At 74.2% G+C, this 20040-nt stretch carries 13 protein-coding genes; 7 read left to right on the top strand and 6 right to left on the bottom strand.

All coding sequences use genetic code 11. The annotated features are described in order from the left end of the window. Window positions 1–58: 58 nt before the first annotated feature. Window positions 59–967 (bottom strand): alpha/beta fold hydrolase, encoded by a 909-nt coding sequence (locus ABZ312_RS29175; protein WP_500328860.1) that lies wholly within the window; start codon window positions 965–967, stop codon window positions 59–61. Between the two features lie 225 nt (window positions 968–1192). On the opposite strand from ABZ312_RS29175, the gene ABZ312_RS29170 reads away from it, so the two are divergent. Together ABZ312_RS29170 and ABZ312_RS29165 are read left to right on the top strand one after the other, a co-directional pair. Further along, window positions 1193–1765, top strand: a complete 573-nt coding sequence (locus tag ABZ312_RS29170) for an Rv1733c family protein (protein WP_500328859.1) — start codon at window positions 1193–1195, stop codon at window positions 1763–1765. A 99-nt stretch (window positions 1766–1864) separates the two neighbouring features. Continuing rightward, window positions 1865–2752: a universal stress protein gene (locus tag ABZ312_RS29165; protein WP_500328858.1), complete on the top strand. Its 888-nt coding sequence runs from the start codon at window positions 1865–1867 to the stop codon at window positions 2750–2752. A 230-nt stretch (window positions 2753–2982) separates the two neighbouring features. Here ABZ312_RS29165 and ABZ312_RS29160 read toward each other — a convergent pair whose 3' ends face one another. After that, window positions 2983–3645 carry a helix-turn-helix domain-containing protein gene (locus ABZ312_RS29160; RefSeq protein ID WP_500328857.1) on the bottom strand — a complete coding sequence of 221 codons (663 nt, stop codon included), beginning with the start codon at window positions 3643–3645 and terminating at the stop codon, window positions 2983–2985. A 320-nt stretch (window positions 3646–3965) separates the two neighbouring features. Here ABZ312_RS29160 and ABZ312_RS29155 point away from each other — a divergent pair, with 320 nt between their 5' ends. Further along, window positions 3966–4892 (top strand): universal stress protein, encoded by a 927-nt coding sequence (locus ABZ312_RS29155; protein WP_500328856.1) that lies wholly within the window; start codon window positions 3966–3968, stop codon window positions 4890–4892. Between the two features lie 34 nt (window positions 4893–4926). Here ABZ312_RS29155 and ABZ312_RS29150 read toward each other — a convergent pair whose 3' ends face one another. Next, entirely contained in the window at window positions 4927–5832 is a 906-nt protein-coding gene (locus ABZ312_RS29150) for an oxidoreductase (protein ID WP_500328855.1), read from the bottom strand. Window positions 5833–6285: 453 nt separating this feature from the next. On the opposite strand from ABZ312_RS29150, the gene ABZ312_RS29145 reads away from it, so the two are divergent. The 3 genes from ABZ312_RS29145 (at window position 6286) to ABZ312_RS29135 (ending at window position 15693) form a co-directional block, all read left to right on the top strand. Further along, a complete protein-coding gene (locus tag ABZ312_RS29145; RefSeq protein WP_500439100.1) occupies window positions 6286–8883 on the top strand; it encodes a glycoside hydrolase family 127 protein in 2598 nt (865 codons plus the stop codon). A gap of 68 nt (window positions 8884–8951) precedes the next feature. Next, window positions 8952–12353: a glycosylhydrolase-like jelly roll fold domain-containing protein gene (locus ABZ312_RS29140; RefSeq protein WP_500439099.1), complete on the top strand. Its 3402-nt coding sequence runs from the start codon at window positions 8952–8954 to the stop codon at window positions 12351–12353. A gap of 67 nt (window positions 12354–12420) precedes the next feature. Then, window positions 12421–15693 carry a family 78 glycoside hydrolase catalytic domain gene (locus ABZ312_RS29135; RefSeq protein WP_500439098.1) on the top strand — a complete coding sequence of 1091 codons (3273 nt, stop codon included), beginning with the start codon at window positions 12421–12423 and terminating at the stop codon, window positions 15691–15693. On the opposite strand, the gene ABZ312_RS29130 is transcribed toward ABZ312_RS29135, so the two are convergent. Both ABZ312_RS29130 and ABZ312_RS29125 read right to left on the bottom strand, forming a co-directional pair. Continuing rightward, entirely contained in the window at window positions 15665–17170 is a 1506-nt protein-coding gene (locus ABZ312_RS29130) for an MFS transporter (RefSeq protein ID WP_500328851.1), read from the bottom strand. The two genes, ABZ312_RS29135 and ABZ312_RS29130, sit on opposite strands and share 29 nt — an antisense overlap. Then, window positions 17167–17808, bottom strand: a complete 642-nt coding sequence (locus ABZ312_RS29125; RefSeq protein WP_500357957.1) for a TetR/AcrR family transcriptional regulator — start codon at window positions 17806–17808, stop codon at window positions 17167–17169. Before ABZ312_RS29125 ends, ABZ312_RS29130 begins: the two co-directional genes overlap by 4 nt. 112 nt (window positions 17809–17920) lie before the next feature. On the opposite strand from ABZ312_RS29125, the gene ABZ312_RS29120 reads away from it, so the two are divergent. Continuing rightward, a complete protein-coding gene (locus tag ABZ312_RS29120) occupies window positions 17921–18727 on the top strand; it encodes a DUF6461 domain-containing protein (RefSeq protein ID WP_500328849.1) in 807 nt (268 codons plus the stop codon). 80 nt (window positions 18728–18807) lie between these two features. Here the strand turns inward: ABZ312_RS29120 and ABZ312_RS29115 are convergent, their stop codons facing one another. Beyond that, window positions 18808–20007: a CaiB/BaiF CoA transferase family protein gene (locus ABZ312_RS29115; protein ID WP_500328848.1), complete on the bottom strand. Its 1200-nt coding sequence runs from the start codon at window positions 20005–20007 to the stop codon at window positions 18808–18810. Between the last annotated feature and the right edge of the window lie 33 nt (window positions 20008–20040).

Below are 20040 nucleotides of genomic sequence, written 5' to 3'. Positions count from 1 at the left end.
CGTCGCGTCGCGCCCGTTTCCCCGGGCCCGTCACGCGGGGGCTGTCACGCGGGGCCCGTCACGCGGGGACCGCCCGCTCGCGGGCGGTCACGAAGCCCACCACGGCCTCCGCGAAACGGCCGGGCTCCTCGATGTGGCCGAAGTGCCCGCTGTTCTCCAGGACCAGCAGCTCCGATTGGGGGATCAGCTCGTGCAGTTCACCGGCCCAGCGCATCCCGCAGACCACGTCGTACCGGCCCACCACGACCAGCGCCGGCACGGTGAGCGCCCCCAACCGCCCGCGGTCGTCGACGGCATCGGGGACCAGGTCCTCGCCCAGCCCCGAGATGTGCGTGCCCGACACCGCGGCGCTCAGGGGCGCGAACTCCTCCTCCCGGCCCCAGTAGTCCGCGAAGTAGGCGGGCAGCAGCCCCTTGAGGACCGCCGTCATACCCGCGTCGTCGGAGATGGCGGACACCTTCTGGAAGGCTTCCAGGACCTCCGGCAGACCGGGGTGACCGGCGTGCCGGGCGGCGAACTCCTCGACCATGCGCATCGCCTCGGCGCCGTGCTCGGGGCCGGTGACCGGCGCGCTGTCGTACAGGACGATCCCGGCGACACGCGCGGGCCGGTGCAGCGCGTGGTACTGGACGACGAAGCCGCCGTGCGAATGCCCCAGGAGGTGCACGCGAGGGGCGCCCAGGTGGTCGACGAGCGCGTCCAGGAACCGGCTGTAGCGCTCACGGGTGTAGCCGTGCGGGTGCGAGGGGAGACGGCCCGAGCCGCCGGTGCCGACCGGCTCCGGGTAGACGACCGTCAGGTGCCGTTCGACCTCGGGCATGCGCAGGTACTCCCAGAACACGCCCGGCCCGCCGGAGTGCGCGATGCACACAGGTCCGGTGCCGTGGACGTGGTAACGCTGGGCCACCCCGTCCACCTCGAAGGTGTGGGTGCCGGGGGACAGGGGGTCGATCAGGGGGGTGGGCATCGGTGCTCCGTATCCGGGAGGTGTCGAGGACACCGACAGGACGCGGGGCGGCACGGGAAGTTCGATCGCCGGCGAGTGACGGTCGTCACAGCCGGGCGGCGGGCCGGCCGCGTGTGCGCGCAGGGGCCGGTCGGCCCCGTCCTGCGGCGGAAATGATCCGTGTGGCCCCTGCTGCGGCAGTGCCGGCGCGTGCGACGGTCGTCGGACAGGGAAGGGAGCACGGCCATGAGCGGCAGGGCGGTGTTCTGGCGCTGGCGCCGCAATCCGCTGCGGCGACGGTCGGATGTCCTGGAGGCCTGGACGGGCGTGGCGGCGGCCCTGCTGATCGCCCTGGGGGCCCCGGCGGCCGGGGCGGCCACGGCGGCCGCGGTGGAGCAGTCCGAACTGCGGCGGAGCCAGGGCACCCACCTGGCGACGGCCGTCCTCACCGAGGACGCCGCGAAGGCCGTGGAGAACCCGTACACCGGCTCCATCGGAAAGGTCCTCACCACCGTCCGGTGGACCGCGTCCGACGGCTCCGCCCGAACCGGTCAGGCCCGAGTCGAACCGGGCAGCCCGGCGGGTTCCACCACGTCCGTCTGGCTGGACGCGGACGGCCGGCTGCAGCAGAACCGGCTCACCCCCGCGCAGGCCGAGGCCCAGGGCGTCGTCTTCGGCTCGGTCGCCGCCGCGGGCGCCTGCGCGCTGGTCCTCGCCGGGCGCTGGGTCGTCCGCCTGCGGATCGACCGCCGGCGCGCCGCGGCCTGGGGCCGCGAGTGGGAGGAAAGCGGCCCCTCATGGGGCCACCGCAGGGCCTGATCCCCGACGGCCCCCTTGACCGGCGCACGGGGCCCGGACGTCGGCCGGCGCCGGGGGAAGCAGGGGACGGACGACGGGCGGGGAGGACGAGGAGGCGCGGTGAGCGGTCTGGTGGTCGTAGGAGCGGACGGCTCGGCCTCGAGCCTTGCCGCGGTGGAGACGGCGGCCCGGGAGGCCGCATGGCGCGGCGCCGGACTGAGGGTGGTGCACGCCTTCCTGTGGCCGGCCATGCACGTGCCGCTGGGACCGCCGGCCCTGGGCCCGTCCGAGGGCGGCCTGCGTAACGCCGCGCAGCGGGTGGTGGCGGAGGCCGTGGAACGCGCCGGGCGCACGGCACCGGACGTGGACGTCACCCACGCCGTCGTGACCGGGGAACCCCTCACCGTGCTGGAGGCCCAGTCGCGCGCCGCGGAACTGGTCGTCGTGGGCTCCCGCGGCATGGGCGGCTTCGTCGGTCTGATGCTGGGTTCGACGGCGGTGCACCTCGCCGCGCACGGCCAGTGCCCGGTCCTGGTGGTCCGGGAGCAGCCGGCCGCCGGCGGTCCGGTCCTGCTGGGCGTCGACGGTTCCCCGGCCGGCGCGGACGCCGTCGACTTCGCCTTCGCCGAGGCCGCGTTGCGGGGCGCCGAACTCCTCGCCCTGCATGCGTGGACCCCGTGGCACACGCCCGTACCGCCGCCCCAGGACCCCGCAATGCCCTACGCGAGCGAGCCGGGCGAACTCGCCCGCACCGAGGAACGCCTGGTGGCCGAGACGATCGCGGGACGGCGGGAGCGCCACCCCGGGGTCGCGGTCCGCACGAAAACGGTGCGTGGCGCGACCCGCGAGACCCTCATCGAGGAGAGCCGGACCGCGCAGCTGCTCGTCGTCGGCGCACGCGGACGCGGCGGTTTCTCCGGGCTCGTGCTCGGCTCCGTCAGCCAGGCGGTCCTGCACCACGCGCACTGCCCGGTCGCCGTGGTGCGCGGCTCCGCCGCCGGACGGTGAGGGCGGTGCGCGGGCGCTGCATGTTGGGGCGCCCGGGGTGCTTCGCCGGGGCGCCCGGGTCCGGCAGGTCGTGGTGGTGGCCCGCGCAGGGCCGGCCGTACGCGCACCCCGCAGGGCGGCCTGGCCGTCCGCACCGGGCGCGCTGCCCTGCGCCCGGCCGTGCAGCCCTGAACGTGCGTTCGGCGGGCGGCGGCCGGGGGTGCTCGGGCGGTCGGCGGTGAGGAACCGCCTCAGCCGACCAGGATGCGTCGCCCGGTCACGCTGGCCGGGACGACGCGGATCCACAGGTCGCGGTCGCCGCCCGCCCAGGGGCCGGCGTACTCGCGCTCCGCCAGCCGGCGCACGGTCCCCGGATCGGTGACGGCGGAGGCGACACCTCGGACGAGCACGCTCCAGCCCTGGCTGAGGGCCTCGTCGACCTGGTCGACCTCGAAGGCGCACCTGGTGTCCGCGGCCGCCGCGGGCGTGGCCCCGGGATGGGTGCGGAAGGCGATCACGCCCTCGGTGACCGTGTAGTTGACCGGCAGGATCGCCAGCCCGTCGGGCGTGTCCAGCCCGATCCTGCCGACCCCGTGCGTGGACAGCAACGCCCAGCACTCCCCGGGGCCGAGTTCCACCAGTGACGCCCGGCCCGCCGCGCGTCCCCGGCCGGGCGGCAGCTCCGCCTCGCCGCCGCTCAGCGCCGACACGCTCGTCCCCAGCGCCGTGGCCAGCCCGTGCAGGGTGGAGCTGCCCGGCGCCGCGGTCGGCTCCTGCTCCACGTACCGCAGATAGCCCGGGGCGATGCCGGCGCGTTCCGCCGTCTCCTCCAGGGACAGGCCCAGTTCCTCCCGGCGGCTCGCGATCCGGCGCCCGATGTCCCCGGCCGCGGCGGCCGCGTGCTGCTGCGTCATGACCGGTCACGTCCTTCCGTACGTCGCGGATGCGTCCCCTCCAGGGTCCCGCGGTCGGCGCGGCGCCGCCGCCGGGACGGCGTCCGGGCCGGACCGGCGGCACAGGCAGGGCCGCCACCCCCCGCCACCGCGCCGGTAGACGACCCGTACGCTTGATCACAGCGGTGACCTGCTCCCACCGTCCCGGGCGGCGCATCCTTCGCCCATGGGCCGGTCGGCCCCCGTACGGGCCCGGCGGGCCCCTGCCGGAGGCCCGTCGCCGGCGGGAAGCTGGGGGCGAACAGCCCCCGCCCTTCGTCCCGTTCGCCAGGAGGCACGTCATGTCCCGTACGGTCACAGCCGGTCTCGACGGATCGCCCGAGAGCCGGGCCGCCGCGGACTGGGCCGCCCGCGAGGCACTGCGCCGCGGACTGCCCCTGAGGCTCGTGCACGTGTACGACTGGCAGCCGTACGCGTCCGCCTACGCCCCGCTGGCCGGGGCGGTGGCAGCGGTGGACCCCGACGCCCAGCGGCAGTGGGCCGAGTCCGTGCCGCGCGACGCCGCGGACGAACTCGCCGGGCGTCACCCGGACCTGGAGATCTCCGCCGGGGTCGTGAGCGGGCAGCCCGCGGCGGCCCTCGCGGCCGCCGCCGAGGAGTCGGAGCTGCTGGTGCTCGGCTCCCGGGGCCTCGGCGCCCTCGCCGGTTTCCTCGTCGGCTCCGTGGCCTCCGCGACCGTCGCGCAGGCCGTCCGCCCGGTCGTCCTCGTACGGGCCGGTGAGACGGGCGAGGACGAGCACCGCCCGGACCTCGACGGGCTGGTCTCGGAGTACACGCCCTTCCGTGAGGTGGTGCTGGGCATCGACCTGGCCCGTCCCCACGACGATCTGCTGGCCTTCGCCTTCGAGGCCGCCGTGCTGCGCGGGACGGGCCTGCACGTCGTCCACGGCTGGAACCTGCCGGGTTCCTACGGCTACAACCCCGCGGCGATCGCCCTGGACCTGGAGCACGAGCTGACCGACGCCCAGGCGAAGGCGCTCACCCAGGCGCTGGCGCCGTGGCGGGCCAAGTACCCCGCCGTGGAGGTCGTGGAGCACTCCCTGGTCGGCGGGGCGGCGCACCACCTGATCGAGGCGGCGGCCGACGCCTCACTGGTCGTCGTCGGCCGCCGTGTCCGGCGCGCGGCCGCCGGCCTGCACATCGGCCCGGTGACCCATGCGGTGCTGCACCATGCCAAGGCGCCCGTGGCGGTCGTCCCGCACGACTGACGGTCGCCGTCGTTACGCCCAAGGCCGTCCCGGGTCAGCGGGCGGGGCGGCCCACCGCGTCGATGAGCGCCGTCTCCTCGTCCGTCAGCCGCAGCGCGCCCGCCGCCACGTTGTCGGCCAGGTGTTCCGGATCGCCGGTCCCCGGGATGGCGAGCACGTGGTCGCCCTGCGCGAGCGTCCACGCCAGCCGCACCTGCGCGGGCGAGACACCGTGGGCGGCCGCGACGGCGAGCACCGCGTCGCTCTCGGCGCCGCCGGCGCCGGGCCCCTGCTCGCGGCCCCCGCCGGCGATGGAGAAGAAGGGCACGAAGGCGATGCCCTGGGCGCCGCACTCCCGCAGCAGGTCGTCGCTCTCGCGCGCGTCGACGCCGTAGCGGTTCTGGACGCATACCACGGGGGCGATGGCCCGTGCCTCGGCCAGGTGCTCGGGACGGACGTTGGAGAGGCCCAGGTGGCGGACGAGCCCGGCCTCGCGCAGCTCGGCCAGGGCGCCGAAGTGCTCGGCGACGGAAGTGCCGCCCATGAAGCGGAGGTTGACCAGGTCGAGGTGGTCGCGGCCGAGCTGCCGCAGGTTCTCCTCGACCTGGCCGCGCAGCTGGTCGGGGCGGGCGGCGGTGGCCCACTCCCCGGAGGCGTCCCGTGCGGGCCCCACCTTGGTGGCGATGACCAGGTCCTGCGGGTACGGCGCCAGGGCCGAGTTGATGAGCTCGTTGGCCGAACGCAGCCGTGAGAAGTAGAAGGCGGCGGTGTCGATGTGGTCGACGCCGAGCTCGACGGCGCGGCGCAGCACGCCGATCGCGCGCTCCCGGTCGCTGGGCGTGCCGAGGTGGAAGGCGGCGCTGCCAGTCAGCCGCATCGCGCCGAAGCCGATCCGGTTCACCTTCATGTCGCCGAGGAGCCAGGTGCCGGCGGCGGCCGCGGAGATCCTGCCAGTGGTCATGGGTGCCTTTTCCTTTCGCCGGCCTGGAGTATCCCCCAGCGCTTTCCGTCGCCGGTGAGCGGCCGGGATGGCCACCGTCCCTCTCCATTACTTGAACGATTCAGTATGTGACGGGCAGGAAGATACGCGGCGGCGGGCACCGCGACAAGGCGCCAGACACCGGAAGCTGCTTTCCCGCTCCCGGGGGGCGGTTCGTCATCGCACTATCGTCCCTTGTGCAGGGGTTTGTGACGGTCCGTCGACAGCGTGGCCCGCACAGGCCATGGTTTGGGCTGCCGCTCTTGACGGTCTCTGCGGAGTCATCCTAGGTTGCCGATGGCTCTAAAAACGATTCATTCGCTCTCAGGCCAGTGGCCGGGCATCGGGCTGCCCGGCAACCGCGTTCCACGGCCGCATGCCGCCGGCCAACCGCCGACCGGTGGTACTCCTCCGCGCCCGGAAGGAGTTCCGAGAATGTCCGCACCACCTCCGTCACGGCCGTCCCGCCGGAACGTGCTGACCGCCGGCGTCGCCGCGGCCGCGACCCTTACGGCTGCCACGCAGGCCGTCCAGGCGACCCCCGCCGCCGCCGCGCCGAGCGCCCCCGAGCCGACGGGCGCCGTCGGGAGCCGGCCGGTGCCCGCGGCGCGTCCGAAGCTCGACCCGCTGCCGCTGTCCGCCGTGCGCCTGCTGGACAGCCCGTTCCTCGACAACATGCGGCGCACCTGCGCCTACCTGCGCTTCGTCGACGTCGACCGGCTCCTGCACACCTTCCGCCGCAACGTCGGACTTCCCTCGTCCGCCGAGCCCTGCGGCGGCTGGGAGGCCCCGGACGTCCAGCTGCGCGGCCACACCACCGGGCACCTGCTGTCCGCGCTCGCCCAGGCCCACGCCCAGACCGGCGAGGCGGACCACGCCGACAAGGCCCGCGTCCTCGTCGCCGCACTCGCCGAGTGCCAGGCGGCCGCGCCCGCCGCCGGGTTCCACGACGGCTACCTGTCGGCCTTCCCCGAGTCGGTCTTCGACAGCCTGGAGGCGGGCGGCAAGCCCTGGGCGCCGTACTACACCCTCCACAAGATCATGGCCGGGCTGCTCGACCAGTACACCCTCAGCGGCAACCGGCAGGCCATGACCGTGCTGCTGGGGATGGCCGCCTGGGCGGACGCGCGGACCGCGCCGCTGCCGCACGAGCGCATGCAGTCCGTGCTCAAGGTCGAGTTCGGCGGGATGAACGACGTGCTGACCCGTCTCCACCTCGTCAGCGGCGACCCCGCACATCTGCGCACCGCCCGCCGCTTCGACCACGAGGAGCTCTACGCGCCGCTCGCCGCCGGCCGCGACGAACTGGCCGGTCGTCACGCCAACGCCGAGATCGCCAAGGTCGTCGGCGCGCCGTTCGGCTACGAGGCCACCGGGGAGCGCCGCTACCTCGACATCGCGCGCACCTTCTGGCGCACCGTCGTGGAGCACCACACCTACGCCATCGGCGGCAACTCCAACCTGGAGTTCTTCGGGCCCCCGGACGAGATCGTCAGCCGTCTGTCGGAGAACACCTGCGAGAACTGCAACAGCTACAACATGCTCAAGCTCGGCCGGCAGCTCTTCCTGCACGAGCCGTCCCGCACCGCCTACATGGACCACTACGAGTGGACCCTGTACAACCAGATGCTGGGCGAGCAGGACCCCGACTCCGAGCACGGATTCGTCACGTACTACACCGGGCTGTGGGCCGGCTCCCACCGGCAGCCCAAGGGCGGGCTCGGCGCGGAGCCCGGCAGCTACAGCGGCGACTACGACAACTTCTCCTGCGACCACGGCACCGGTCTGGAGACCCACACCAAGTTCGCGGACAGCATCTACTTCCAGTCCCGCGACGCGCTCTACGTCAACCTCTTCATCCCCTCCGAGGCGGACTGGCGGCCCCACGGGGCGCCGGACGGGGTGACCATCCGGCAGCACACCGTCTCCGAGGACACCGTGCGCATCACCGTCGCCGAGGGCGGCGGCCGCTTCGCGCTCAAGGTCCGGATACCGGGCTGGCTGGCGGACGGCCGGGGGCGGGCCCGGGTACGCGTGGCCGGACACCCCTACTCCGGCCGCGTCGAGCCCGGCACCCACCTCACCCTCGACCGGCGCTGGCGGGCCGGGGACACCGTCGAACTCACCCTGCCCCGCGAACCCGTGTGGCGCCCCGCGCCCGACAACCCGCAGGTGCGCTCGGTGTCGTACGGTCCGCTCGTGCTGGCCGGCGCCTACGGCCCGACGGAACTGACCACCATCCCCGGGATCCGGCCGGAGTCCCTGCGGCCCGTGCGCGGCGGCGACGGCGCGTTCACCGCCGAGGCGGCCGGCGGCGCGGTCACCCTGAAGCCGTTCCACCAGGTCCACCACGAGAACTACACGGTCTACTGGGCGGTCGCCCCCCGCGCCGGCCGTGAGCGCGACGTCGCCCGCTACCCCCTCGACGAGGGCACGGGCACCAGCGCCGCCGACGCCACCCGGACGTTCGCCCCCGCGACGCTCACCGCGGGCGCCTCCTGGACCGCGGACGGGCCGGTCGGCCGGACCGCCGTCGCCCTCGACGGCGCCGGGGGCCACGTCGCCCTGGCCCCCGCCCTGCCCGCCGGGCTGTCCGAACTGACCGTCAGCATGTGGGTACGGGTGGACGTCCTGGTCAACTCCGCCCGCGTCTTCGACCTCGGCTACCACAAGGACACCTATCTGTTCCTCACCCCGCGCACCGGCGCGGGACGCGCCCGGGCCGCCCTGAAGATCGCCGGCATGGAGGCCGAGGACGTCATCGACGCCGCCGCACCGCTGCCCACCGGCCGCTGGACCCACGTCGCGCTCACCCTCGGCGACGGCGCCGGCATCCTCTACGTCGACGGCGCCGAAGCCGGCCGCAACGCGGCGATGGCCGCGAGCCCGCTGCTGCTCGGCACGACCACGCACAACTACCTCGGCCGCTCGCAGAACCCCACGCACCCCTACCTCACCGGTGCGGTCGCCGGCTTCCGGCTGCACAACCGCGCCCTGGCGCCCGCCGACGTCGCCGCCCTCGCGGCCCCCTGACACGGCCGGCGCGAGCGCCCCGGCCCGCCCACCCGCTTGCACCCGCCCTCACCTCACGGAGTACCGCCATGCCTGAACTCCCCCTGTCCAGACGCCGTTTCGTGGCCGCCGCAGGGATGACCGGAGCCGCGCTCGCCTCCGGCCTGCCGCTCCCCGCGTACGCCGCGCAGCAGCACCACGGTGCGACGGGGACGACCTGGTCGCCCGCCCGCTTCGCCGACCCCGCCAGGGACAGCCGCCCGACGGTCTACTGGTACTGGAACGGCCCCGTCACCCCGGAGCTCGTCGACGCCCAGATGGCGGACCTGCGGGACAAGGGGATGTACGAGGTCGTGCTCTTCCCGTTCGACAACGCGGAGATGCAGCCGGTCTTCTTCAGCGAGGAATGGTTCGCGATCGTCGGCCACGTCCTGCGGACCGCCGAGAAGACCGGCATGCGGGTGTGGATCTTCAACGACGACCACTTCCCCAGCGGACGATCCGGCGAGTACATCGTCAAGGGCGGCCAGGTCGGCTCACGCACCTACGAGCCCCGCCCCGACCTGCGGCTGAAGGCCCTGTGGCGGTCCAGCACCGTCGTCTCCGGACCCGCCACCATCGACCTGCGCACCACCACCGGCGTCGGCGTGGACACCACCTCGCTGGTCGCCGACGCCGCGGTCCTGGGCGGCGCGGCCGTGCTGCGCGGGGGAGATGAGTGGCGCGACTACACCGTCACCGGCAGCGCCCGGGCCGACCAGGTGTCCGCCGGGCTCGTCGTACGCGCCGCCGCCGACGGCACCGCGGGCTACGCCGTCGAGTTCGACCAGACCGGCGTGGTCACCGTGTCGCTCCTCGCGGAGGACCGGGACCCCGTCGAGCTCGCCCGCTCCATGCGCACCGACGGCTTCAACAAGACCAAGTTCCACACCCTCGCCGTGACCGTCAGCGGCTCCACCCTGACCGTGACCCTCGACGGCAAGGCCAAGGGCACCGTCACCGACACCACGCACCCCGCCGGCGGCGTCGGCGTCCGTGCCACCGGGACGCAGCGCGCCCTGTGGGCGAGCCTGGTCGTGACCGCGGCCGACGGCACCGCCCTCCACACCCGGACCGCCTTCGGCGACCCCGCCGCCGCGGGCGACTTCCCCGCCCGGATCCCGCCCGCCGGCGCCGCGATCCCCGCCGCGGCCGCCGCCCGCCCGGTCGGCGCCACCTCCAGCGACCAGGTCGTCGAACTCACCGGGGAACTCGGTGAAGGCCGCACCTGGCGCGTCCCCGAGGGCGACTGGCTGATCGACGTGTTCGGCGGCACCCCGCTGGTCGACGACTCCCAGGGCTACAGCCGCAGCTACGTCGACCTCCTCGACGACGAGCCGGTGGAGCTGTTCCTCGACATCGTGCCCGGCGAGTACCACCGCAGGTTCGCCCGCTACTTCGGCAACGTCATCCCCGGCTTCTGGGACGACGAGCCGTTCTTCGCCTCCGCCGAGGCGCACTTCAAGCGCCTCCCGTGGTCGCCCACCCTGGCCGCGGCCCTGCGGAAGGCCGGCACCGAGCCCGGCACCGCCTACGCGACGGCCTTCGACGACCTCGGCCGTACCGGCCGCATCACCCGGGGCCGCTACTGGCAGGCCGTCTCGGACCGCTTCGCCGGCTACTTCCGCAAGCAGTCCCAGTGGTACGCCGGGCGCGGCGTCGCACTCATCACCAACCCGCTGTACGACGAGACCTCGCCCTCCAAGCGGATCGTCTCCACCGGCGACCTGCACAAGGTCCACCAGTGGGCGCAGGTGCCCGGCGGCGACATCATCACCGCCGAGTACGTGGCGGGACAGCCCACCATGATCCCCCGCAACCCGGTCAGCGTCGCCCACCAGATGGGCCGCGACCGGGCCCTGCTGGAGTGCTTCGGCAACATGGGCTGGCAGGTCGCGCCCGACTTCGTACGGGCCCTGGTCGGCGCGAACGCCGCCCGCGGCGTCAACCTCACCGTGCTGCACGCCCTGTGGACCGACGAGCAACGTGTCTTCTTCCCGCCGCCGTTCGGGCCGCGCGCACCCTGGTGGTGGGCGATGGAGCCGATCGCCGACTGGATCGGCCGCGTCATGGAGGTCGCCCGCGGCACCTCCGGCGCCCGTACCGCCCTGATCCAGCCGCAGCGGGCCGCCGAGCAGTGGCGCGGCACCACCCGCCAGGGCGAGGTCGACGGCGCCTTCACCGACGCCGCGTACGCACTGGAGAGCGCCCAGGTCGACTTCGACCTCGTCCACGAGGGCGCCCTCTCCGGGGACCCGGAGCTGCTCGCCCACGCCCGCGTCCACCAGGGACGGCTCGTCGTCGGCGAGGCCGGCTACGACCTGGCCGTCCTCCCCGTCACCCCGACCCTCGACGCCGCCGCCGTCACCCGCCTCGAGGCCTTCGCCCGGCAGGGCGGCACCGTCGTCGCCGTCGGCACCCTGCCCCAGGAGGACGCCGGCGGGCGCGACCGCAGCCTGGAGCGCGCGCTGAACGGCCTCTTCGGCGACACCGTCCCCGGCAGCCACCGCGTCGGCGCGGGAACCGCCGTCCGCGTCGCGGACTCCGCCGCCCTCGGGGACGCGGCACGGGAGGCGGGAGTCGCCGCGGCCGTCCTCGAACCGCGGGCGCCGGCCGTACGGGTGCTGCGCACCACGCGCGGCAAGGACGTCGCCTTCCTCCTCAACAACGAGAGCGCCGCGCAGGTCGACACCGTCGCCGTGCTCCCCGCCACCGGCGCCCCCGAACTCTGGGACCCCGTCACCGGCACCGTGCGCCCCGCGCCCGTCCACCGGGAGCAGAAGCACGGTGGCATCCGCCTGCCGCTTCGGCTCGCCCCGTACGAGACCCTCGCCGTCGTCGTGCGCGCCGGCGCGAAGGAAGCTCCGCACCTCACGGACAGCACCCTGCCCGCAGCGTCCATCGCCTCCGTCAAGGCCGCCGGCCAGACCCTGCGCGTCACCGCCGTCCTCGACGCGCCCGGCGACCACGTCCTCACCGGCACCGACGGCGGCCGCACCTACCGGGGCACGGTACGCGTCACCGACCCGCTCGCCCCGCTCCCCGTGGCCGGCGACTGGACGCTCACCCTGCAGCGCGCCGGAGCCACGCCGGTCACGGGCCCGCTCGGCAGCTGGACGACCGTGGAACCGCTGTTCTCCGGCAGCGGCACCTACACCACCGAACTCGTCCTCGACGCCGGGACGCTCGACGGCCGGGGCTTCCGCCTCGACCTCGGCCAGGTCAGGGAGGCCGCCTCGGTCGCCGTCAACGGAACCGAACTGCCCCCGCTGCCATGGGCCCCGTACACCACCGACGTGACGGAGCTGCTGCGCCCGGGCCGGAACACCCTCACGGTGCGGGTGTCCAACACCCTGTCGAACGAGCGCAACAAGCCCCTGCCGTCCGGACTCCTCGGCCCGGTCACCCTGCGCCCGTACCGCGAGGTCACCACCACCCTGCGCCGGATCTGACGTGCCGTCCCCCGCAGCGACGGACCCGCAGCCCCCGCCCACAGCACCGCCGTCAAGGAGCACCCGCATGCCCCGACCCCCGCGCACAGGCACCAGGCGTACCCCGGCCCTCGCCCTCGCGACCGGTCTCACCGCGCTCGTCACGATCCTGCCCACCGCCGTCACCGCGGAGGCCGGCGCCCCCGCGTCGCTGACCGCGACCGCCCTGCGCACCCAGAAGCTCACCCAGGCCCTGGGCATCGACGACACCACCCCCGAACTGAGCTGGGCCCTCACCGGCCGCTCACCGGGGCTCGTCCAGACCGCCTACCGGGTCCAGGCCGCCACCTCGCCCACCAGGCTCCGGCAGGGCCGCCCCGACCTGTGGGACTCCGGCAAGGTTGCATCCGCCGTCCCGCAGACCGTCTACGCCGGCAAGCAGCTCGGCTCCCGCACCCGGGTCTACTGGCGCGTCATGCTCTGGTCCGCCACGGGCTCGCACGGCGCGGACCACACCGCCGACTGGAGCACGCCCGCGTCCTTCGAGACGGGCCTGACCAAGAGCGGCGACTGGCAGGCCGACTGGATCACCAACGCCGACTGGCAGCTCGGCAAACGCGACGTCACCCCCGTGGTCGTCACACTGCCCCGCACCACGGCCCGCTACCTCCGCCTCGACGTCACCCGCCTCGGCCTGCCCCTGCAGGAGGACTTCCCCGGCCGCACCTGGCGCCTGCAGCTCGGCGAGATCGACGTCCGCGACGCGGCCTCCGGCACCACGGGTCTCGCCAAGGGTGCCGCCGTCACCGCGTCCGAGTCCACCACCCTCCGCAAGACCTGGGAACCGGCCCTCGCCGTGGACGGCCTGCCCAACAGCGGCCTCCAGACCGCCGCCGGCTACTCCAGCGCGGCGCACACCGGACCGGACGTCTCCCAGCAGCCCGTCACGCTCACCCTCGACCTGAAGTCCGCGAAGACCTTCGATCAGGTCGCCCTCTACCCCCGCGCCGACGTCCTCACCGACGACGGCCGCGTCCCCGGCTTCCCCACCGACTACACCCTCGCCACCGCCGACACCCCCACCGGGCCCTTCACCCAGGCCGCGGCCGTCACCGGCCGGCAGCCGCCGAAGCCCTGGCTGCCGTCCGGACTGCCCCTGTTCACCAAGGACTTCGCCCTGCCGAAGCACGTGCGCAGCGCCCGCCTGTACGTATCGGGCCTCGGCGTCTACGACGCCACCATCAACGGCAGGCAGGTCGGCGACGCCGTCCTCGAACCCGCCAACACCACCTTCACCAAGCGCGTCCAGTACGCCACCTACGACGTCACCGACCTGCTGCGCACCGGCGGCAACACCGTCGGCGTCTCCGTCGGCAACGGCATCTCGAACGTCGTCAGCACCGCGGACCGCTACCGCAAGCTCTACGGCAACATCAGCGACCCCAAGCTGATCGCCCAGTTGGAGGTCACCCTCGCCGACGGCACCGTCCGCCGCATCGGCAGCGGCGACGACTGGCGCACCACGCTCGGCCCCACCACGTCCTCCAACTGGTACGGCGGCGAGGACTACGACGCGCGCCGCGCCGTTCCGCACTGGGACGAACCCCGCGGCAGCCGCGCCGGCTGGGACAAGGCCGTGACCGTCGCCGGTCCCGGCACCGCGGACGCGCCCGCCCTGCTCAGCGCCCGCGAGACCGAGCCGATCCGGGTCGTCGAGACCCTCACCGGCAAGGAGGTGCCCGGCGCCGAGGGCAGCCGGGTCTTCGACCTGGGCCGCAACATCGCCGGCTGGCCCGAGATCACGGTGCGGGCACCCGCCGGCACCACCGTCCGCATCGTGCCCGCCGAGAGCCTGAAGGACGGTCACGCCTTCCAGTCCATCAGCAACGTCGGCGGGCCCCTGTGGGACAGCTACACCACGAGCGGCTCCGGTGCCGAGACCTGGCACCCCGAGTACGGCTACCACGGCTTCCGCTACCTGGAGCTGAAGGGCCTGCCCGCCGGGGCGACGGTGACCGTCCGCGGCAAGGTGCTGCACACCGACAACACCTCGGCCGGTGACTTCACCAGTTCCAACGACCTGGTCAACGGCATCCACTCCCTCATCCGCCGCTCCATCGAGGGCAACATGATGAGCGTCCTCACCGACTGCCCGAGCCGCGAGAAGCTCGGCTGGCTGGAGCAGGACCAGCTCGTCTTCCCCACCCTCGCCGCGAACTACGACATGGAGTCCCAGCTCCGCAAGATCGTCCGCGACATGGCCGACGGCCAGACCCCCGAGGGCCTGATCACCTCCACCACCCCGGAGTACACGGCCCTGCCCGGCGGCTACCGCAACGACTCCAACTGGGGCGGTGCCTTCGTCCTGGTGCCGTGGCAGCTCTACACCACCTACGGCGACCAGGAGACCCTCGCCACCTACTACCCGCAGATGCGGAAGTACGTGACCTTCCTGGAGGAGAAGGTCTCCGGCGGCATCCTCGACTACGGCCTCGGCGACTGGTTCACCCCGGACACCACCTTCCCCCGCGCGGTGGCCGGCACCTACGGCTACTGGCGCGTCGTCGACGCCATGAGCCGCATAGCCGCGCTCCTGGGCGACCAGGACGCCGCGGCCGGGTACCGCGCCAAGGCCGACGCGAGCGCCAAAGCCCTCGCGGACAAGTACTACGACCCCGCGCAGGGCACCTTCGGCGGCGGCGGGCACGGCGCGGAGGCGCTCGCCCTCGACATGGGAGCCGTCCCGGCCGACCAGCGCGACCGGCTGCTCGGCCACTTCGTCGCGAGCGTCGAGGCGGCGGACTTCCACCTGAACCTGGGGGAGATCTCGCTGCCCGCCGCCTTCCGGGTGCTCTCGGAGTCCGGGCACGACGACGTCGTCGGCCGGATCGCCACCCAGACCACCAGCCCCAGCTACGGCTACCAGGTGCTGCACGGCAACACCACGCTCGGCGAGAGCTGGGACGGCGGCCCCGGCCAGTCCCAGAACCACTTCATGCTGGGCGCCATCGACGCCTGGTTCACCGCCCGCCTCGCGGGCATCCAGCAGGCACCCGGCTCCATCGGCTACCGCGAACTCCTCGTCGACCCGGCCCTCGTCGCCGGCCTCACCTCCGCCTCCGGCTCGTACCGCACCCCGTACGGCACCGCCGGCACCTCCTGGCGCCTGGACGGGGACGCGTACCGGCTGCGGCTCACCGTACCCGCGGGCACCACGGCCGAGGTGCACGTGCCGGTGACCTCCGGTGACGTGGCCGCGCCCAAGGGTGCCCGCTTCGTCCGCTCCGCCGACGGGGAGCGGATCTACGAAGTCGGTTCCGGCGACTGGACGTTCACCTCGACCTACCGCGCCGGCGCCTGACCCCGGCCGGTACGACCCGCCCCGGCCGGCCGCACCTCCCCGTGCGGCCGGCCGGGGCGGCGGCGTTCAGCAGTGGTCCTCGACGTCTCCGAGCCGGTGGGCCGGCCGGCGAGGCCGATGCCCGTGCGGGCCGGGGCAGCAGCGACGCCGGGAGCAGGCCGAGCGCGGTGAGCCCGGCGAGGAGGACGAGGGTGGTGCTCATCGTCGCGCCCGGCACCCCGGCCGTACCCGTGGTGCCGGCCGCGACCGCGATGCCGAGGGTGGGGCCGACGTTCATCGCCGTCTGCTTCAGGCCTCCGACGACCCCGGCGTACCCGGGCGGCGCGTCGCCGACCACGGAAGCGGTGGCGGTCACCATGACGGTGGCGAAGCCCGCGCCGAGCACGGCGAACGCGGCGGCCATGGCGGCCCACGCGCTGCCCGGCCCGGACCGCGAGAGCAGCGTGATGCCCAGGACGACCAGGAGCGTGCCGCACAGGGCGGTACGGCGCGGGCCGTAGCGGCGCAGCGCGGCACTCGCGACGGGTGCGCCGAGCACCATGAGCGCCGTCAGCGGGAGCACCCTCAGACCCGTGGCCAGCGGGTCGAGACGCAGCACGTCCTGCAGGTAGAACGTGGCCCGGAACAATGTGCCGAACAGCCCCGCGGTCGTCACCAGCAGGATGGCGACGGACGCCGTCACGGGCACAGAACGGGCCACCGCGCGGGGCACGTTGGGATGCTTCGCATGCCGCTCGTACGCGACGAGCAGCGCGAGGGCGCCCGCCACGGCGAGGACTTCGAGCACCGTACCGGCAGCCGTCCACCCCCGCTCGGGTATGCCCGCCAGGGCGTGGACGAGGGCCGCGAGCGCCAGCGCGAGCAGGGCCGCCCCGGCCATGCCGACCCTGCCTCCGCCGTCGTCCGGCCGCTGCGGCACGGGCACCCGGACGGCGAGCGTGAGCACGGCGATCGCCAGCGCGAGGGGGACATTGATCCAGAACACCGCGCGCCATCCCAGGTGCGCCACGACGAGGCCGCCGAGGACGGGACCGGCCCCCGCGGCCACCGCGAGCGCGCTCGTCCGGACGGCGATCGGCCGTCCCAGCCGGTCCTCGGGGTAGGCCAGCCGCAGCAGCGCCAGCGTCGCGGGTTGCAGGAGCGCGCCGAACACGCCCTGGGCCACGCGCAGGGCGATGACCCACCCGACGCCGCCCGCGACGGCGATCCCGGCCGACGCCGCCCCGAAACCCAGCACGCCGGCGCAGAGCAGGCGCCGGTGCCCGTAGCGGTCCCCGAGCCGGCCCGCGAGCACGAGCAGTGCCGCCACCGCCACCAGGTAGCCCGTGCTGGTCCACTGGACCTCGGCGACGCTCGCACCGAGATCCCGCTGCAGGCTGGGCTGCGCCACCAGCAGGACGCCACCGTCGAGGGCGACGACCGCGGCCCCTGCGACGCTCGCCGCCAGCGCGAGCCGCTGCCGCGCGGGGGAGATCACGCGGGCACCGGCCCGAGGTGGGCGTCGAGGACGGCAGTGAGGAGTTGCTCGTGGCGCAGCGACTCCTCGCCCGGGTCGTCGGCGCCCAGGACGACCTGGAGACTGCCCCAGGTCCACAGCTGGACGAGCCCGTGCAGGTTCGACCAGAGGGCGGCGGCCGTCACCGGGGCGGGCGGCGCGGTGGCCACCACGGCGGCGTCCTGCTCGGCCCGGCACCGGGTGACGAGCTCGACGAGGGCCTCGAAGAGGGGCAGCGACGTCTCCCTTAGCCGCGGACCGCCGTCCCCCTGCGGCGCGCCGTCCAGCAGGTCGTGGCGGAACATCAGCTCGAACATGCCGCGGTGGTCCAGCGCGTACCCGACGTACGCCCGTGCGGCGGCCGCCAGTTGGGCACGCGGTGCTGCCGCGTCCGCGGTGGCGGTCGCGGTCGCGAAGCGCGCGTGCAGGTCCTCGAATCCGCGCCGGGCGATCGCCGACAGCAGGGAATCGTGCGTGGGGAAGTGGCGCCGCGGCGCGCCGTGCGACACCCCCGCCCGCCGTGCGATCTCGCGCAGCCCCACCGACGCGGTGCCCCCGGCCAGTACGAGGTCCACGCCGGCATCGACAAGTCGCTCCCGCAGGGAGCCGCCATCGGTCATGGGGAGTGTCTACCAGCAGCCCGTAGACACTGTCTACGGCAAGGACCGCGAGCTGTGCCGACGCCGGGCCCCTTTCGCGGCCCTGTCGGTGGCGGCGGGCAGACTGTGATGCATGACCTCGGCGACCGCACATGACCATGCCTGGATACGTTCCTCTCCGTTGTTCGGCTACGCGCTGGAGTGTGGGTACACCCTGACCCTGGCGCGGGGTGTCACCCCGGGGGAGGTGCTGCGAGTGATGGGGGCGGAGCCCCAGGGCACATGTACGGGAGCCGACGCGCTGATCGAGCGGCAGGACGAACTGCGCGACCCGATGGACTACTGGGACGACTCCTTCGTCGCGGGCGCGTTCACCGTCCCGGGTGAAGGCGGCGACTGGACGCTCGTCCTGCACGTCGGAGAGGGGGGCACGGGGATGCAGCCGCGCTTCCTGGAGGCCCTGTCGGCGGGCGGGCGCGCCGTGGTGCACTCCAGCAACGGAGGCAAGCCCATGGACTTCTTCCACTGGTATGAGGACGGGGAACTCCGGACCACGTTCGAGCGGCCCACAGTCAGGGCAGGCAGTACCCCCGATGCCCTCAACGCGTCGATCCTCGAGGTCGGATGGGCGCTGTCGGACGACGAATACGGGACAGGCGGGGGCGTCGACACCAAGGCCGCGGCCTTTGCCCTCGCCGAGCGGCTGACCGGGGTCCGGGTGACCGAGGAACTGCTTCGGGAGGCCGAATACCAGCTCGGGCATGTACCCGAGGAGCCCGCCGAGGAGTGGACCGGCATCGTCATCGACATCACCGACGCCCATGGGGAACGCTTTTACATGGAAGTCACCCGTGACGAGGTCGAGAGCGCCACGGCTCGCGCCCGCGCCGAGGCCGCAGCACCGATGGTCATCCGCGGGCCTTCGTCACCTGCTCCCTGACCCGCAGCGCGACGTGCCTGGGCCCGTGAGCTCGGGCTGGGGGACGAGCCGTCGATCCGACGCGATCGCCGTGTGGTCGCTCACCGACCGCCCTCCGTCCCCTCCCGTGCGCCGCGGAACTCGGCGCGAACGGCGTCCGTGTGCTCGCCCAGCGCCGGGACAGGACCCATCAGGGCCTCGCGGCCGCGTACCGTCACCGGCGGCAGCAGCCCGCGCAGCGGGCCGGACGGCGTGCCGAACTCCCGCCAGCGGTCGCGGGCCTCGAGCTGCGGGTGGGCCGCGAACTCCGCGACCGACCGCAGCCGGGCGTTCGCGATCCCGGCGCCGTCCAGGCGTTCCAGGACCTCGTCGGCGGTGAAGGCGGCGAAGTGCTCCTCCAGGATCGCGGTGAGCTCGTCGTCGTGGGCGTGGCGCAGCGGATTGTCCGCGAACCGCGGATCACGGACCAGCCCGGGCCGCTCCAGCACCTTCTCGCACAGGGCGACCCAGTCGCGGTCGCTCTGCACGCTGACGAAGACCTCCCCGCCGTCGCCCGCCCGGTAGTGGCCGTACGGCGAGATCGACGGGTGCCGGGCGCCGCTGCGGGTCAGCGGCGCGCTCCCGTACAGGCCGTGGAAGAGGGGCTGCCCCAGCCACTCGCCGAGCGCGTCGAGCATCGCCACGTCGAACGCGCTGCCTTCGCCGGTGCGTTCACGCTCGTACAGCGCGGTCAGGACGCCGGTGTACGCGTACATCCCCGCCGCGATGTCGGCGATGGAGATCCCGGCCCGCGCGGGGCTGTCCGGCGTGCCCGTGAGCGACACCAGCCCCGACTCGCACTGCACCAGCAGGTCGAACGCCTTCTTCGCCGCGTAGGGCCCGTCGTTGCCGTAGCCCGACACACCGCACCAGATCAGCCGCGGATGCCGCGCGCGCAGCGCCTCCGCGCCCAGGCCCAGCCGCCCGGCGGCACCGGGGGCGAGGTTCTGCACGAAGACGTCCGCCTCCGCCAGGATCCGGTCGAGCAGCGCGCGGTCGCCCTCCTCCTTGAGGTCCAGGACCACGCTCTCCTTGCCGCGGTTGCACCAGACGAAGTACGCGGACTCACCCTTGGCGGCCTTGTCGTACTCCCGCGCGAAGTCGCCGCCGGGCCGCTCGACCTTGATCACCCGTGCGCCGAGGTCCGCCAGCTGACGGGTCGCGAACGGCGCGGCGACGGCCTGCTCCAGGGAGACGACGGTGACGCCGTCCAGTGGCTGCCGCTGTGCCCGGTGCTGTGACGGTTGCTGTGGCTGCTGCAAGGCTCGCGCTCCTGGTCTCTTGCGGTAGGAATC

The organism is Streptomyces sp. NPDC006207 (assembly GCF_040613835.1).
Taxonomy (GTDB): Bacteria; Actinomycetota; Actinomycetes; order Streptomycetales; family Streptomycetaceae; genus Actinacidiphila.
Note: the sequence above shows the minus strand (reverse complement) of the source record. Positions and strands in the feature narration are given on the sequence as shown.

Bases quoted from the DNA above. Each gene is read 5' to 3' on its own strand.
- ABZ312_RS29175 (WP_500328860.1), bottom strand. From the start codon at position 967: ATGCCCACCCCCCTGATCGACCCCCTGTCCCCCGGCACCCACACCTTC.
- ABZ312_RS29170 (WP_500328859.1), top strand. From the start codon at position 1,193: ATGAGCGGCAGGGCGGTGTTCTGGCGCTGGCGCCGCAATCCGCTGCGG.
- ABZ312_RS29160 (WP_500328857.1), bottom strand. From the start codon at position 3,645: ATGACGCAGCAGCACGCGGCCGCCGCGGCCGGGGACATCGGGCGCCGG.
- ABZ312_RS29155 (WP_500328856.1), top strand. From the start codon at position 3,966: ATGTCCCGTACGGTCACAGCCGGTCTCGACGGATCGCCCGAGAGCCGG.
- ABZ312_RS29150 (WP_500328855.1), bottom strand. From the start codon at position 5,832: ATGACCACTGGCAGGATCTCCGCGGCCGCCGCCGGCACCTGGCTCCTC.
- ABZ312_RS29145 (WP_500439100.1), top strand. From the start codon at position 6,286: ATGTCCGCACCACCTCCGTCACGGCCGTCCCGCCGGAACGTGCTGACC.
- ABZ312_RS29140 (WP_500439099.1), top strand. From the start codon at position 8,952: ATGCCTGAACTCCCCCTGTCCAGACGCCGTTTCGTGGCCGCCGCAGGG.
- ABZ312_RS29135 (WP_500439098.1), top strand. From the start codon at position 12,421: ATGCCCCGACCCCCGCGCACAGGCACCAGGCGTACCCCGGCCCTCGCC.
- ABZ312_RS29125 (WP_500357957.1), bottom strand. From the start codon at position 17,808: ATGACCGATGGCGGCTCCCTGCGGGAGCGACTTGTCGATGCCGGCGTG.
- ABZ312_RS29120 (WP_500328849.1), top strand. From the start codon at position 17,921: ATGACCTCGGCGACCGCACATGACCATGCCTGGATACGTTCCTCTCCG.